Origin of the sequence: Candidatus Clostridium eludens (assembly GCF_045310515.1) — a bacterium.
Classification (GTDB): domain Bacteria; phylum Bacillota; class Clostridia; order Clostridiales; family Clostridiaceae; genus Clostridium_B; species Clostridium_B eludens.
On sequence record NZ_JBJHZX010000114.1, the window covers coordinates 1 to 1831 of the forward strand.

The 1831-nt window shown below is 32.8% G+C and carries 2 protein-coding genes; one reads left to right on the forward strand and one right to left on the reverse strand.

The annotated features are described in order from the left end of the window. Nucleotides 1–150: 150 nt before the first annotated feature. Nucleotides 151–1002, forward strand: coding sequence for a hypothetical protein (locus tag ACJDU8_RS25390; RefSeq protein ID WP_406794972.1), 852 nt, complete (start codon nucleotides 151–153; stop codon nucleotides 1000–1002). A gap of 383 nt (nucleotides 1003–1385) precedes the next feature. On the opposite strand, the gene ACJDU8_RS25395 is transcribed toward ACJDU8_RS25390, so the two are convergent. Further along, nucleotides 1386–1703 carry a hypothetical protein gene (locus tag ACJDU8_RS25395; protein WP_406794973.1) on the reverse strand — a complete coding sequence of 106 codons (318 nt, stop codon included), beginning with the start codon at nucleotides 1701–1703 and terminating at the stop codon, nucleotides 1386–1388. Nucleotides 1704–1831: the final 128 nt, after the last annotated feature.

Consider the following 1831-nt stretch of genomic DNA (forward strand, 5'->3'; position numbering starts at 1 on the left):
ATGTTAGATTTACATAATTTTATGCTAAAATGAAAAGGAGAAGAATATGATAAAAATAGCAATAACGTTGTAGGAAATAAAGAAGATTTGTGAGATATACTCAGCAATATCTTGTCACTAATGTATTATTCCTAAGCTGGAGGTAATTGAATGAATATAAATAATAATGATATAGAAAAAATTATAAATGAAATATATGATTCACTAGAAAAAAATAACTTTTCAACATTAGGTAAGCCTAATGAAATAATGTGGGAAAGACCATTAATAGGTGTAGCAGCGGGAGATGACCATTTTTATGATTTTCTAAAAGAACACATTGGAGAATTCCATTGGAATCCGGAGGAAGCATTTAGATTAAAATATGAAGAATGTGTAGATAAGAGAAATTTAAGGACAGTTTCTATGGTTTTTCCTCAAGCAGCGATAACCAAGCAGGCACAAGCCCAAAATACAAAATGTCCTTCACGGGAATGGATTGTTTCTAGAGGTGAATGGGAACCTTTGATGAAAGAATTCAGTGGGAAACTTGTTAATAAATTAGCAGATATGGGTATACGAAGTGTTTCAATAGATCTTCAGCCAGAGTTTAGTACAGTTAAATCTGAAAAGCTTGGACTTGCTTCAAAGTGGTCCCATAGACATATAGCTTATTTAGCTGGTTTAGGAACATTTGGACTTTCTGATGGACTGATAACAGAAAGGGGAAAGGCTGTACGTATTACTTCATTAATTATTGAAGCTCCTCTTACCTTGACAGAAAGGCTATATACTTCTCATAATGAATGGTGCCTATATTATAAAGACGGAAGCTGTGGAGCTTGCATTAAACGTTGTCCTGCCAATGCTATCACGTCAGAAATGCATGATAAAATTGCTTGTGAGGCTTATGAAGATTTTTTTGCAGTAAATTACTGGCCAGCAGATATTCAAAGAGGGAATTATAAGTTAGGTTGTGGTCTATGTCAAGTTGGAGTACCTTGCCAAAACAGAAGACCGTAAAAATGGTGTCTGTAAAACCTCCCCAAATTAGGGGGAATGAGAGTGTAGTTTATATTGTGTAAACCACTTAGTATAATGATTAAATACACATGATCAGAATGCTGTCAACAGATAGATGGCAGTGTTCATATTACTGTGACTTAAACTCCCCTTGCGATGGCGTGGGATGCCCAATAGGATTTTAACCATACTTATTTTAGTTCACTCCCGATAATGTTGGTGATATCCCCAGATGATAATTAATATTTGCGAATTTTATTAATACGTAATATGTTTAATATAAGGCAATAAAAAAATGTAGTACAATGCTACTAAGTTCGATTCCGATAGTTCACATAATTTTACACTTGTGACATAAGTTAAGAACATTATGACATACCTCTTTATATATTATGATATTTCATTTTTTCTGAGAAAAATCTGTTAGAATATTTCGTATATGTAGTAGGTGTCCATGTATCTTTGTAATCAAGACACTTCTTTGATACTACTTGTACAAGATATTTATTTAAAGGAAGTTTTTTCTTAACTTTTAAAATATGCACACCGTCTCTTGTTCCTAATCCATCTTTAATAATCTTATGAACATCAAAATATAATCTTATTCCTGGGTTATATAGCATATTAGGGTCTACACATACATATCCTAATTGTCTTGAGTTAACAACTATTTCTCCACAGCCATTTAAAATATCCAGCATAACAATCCTTAGGTTCCAATAACGGTTTCAAACCAATTTCAATAATATCTTTATTCAGCTTTTTTAATTCTGATGGTGCTAACAAGGCTCCCATTTGTTGAATGCTTCGCCATGCTTCTATAGTAGTA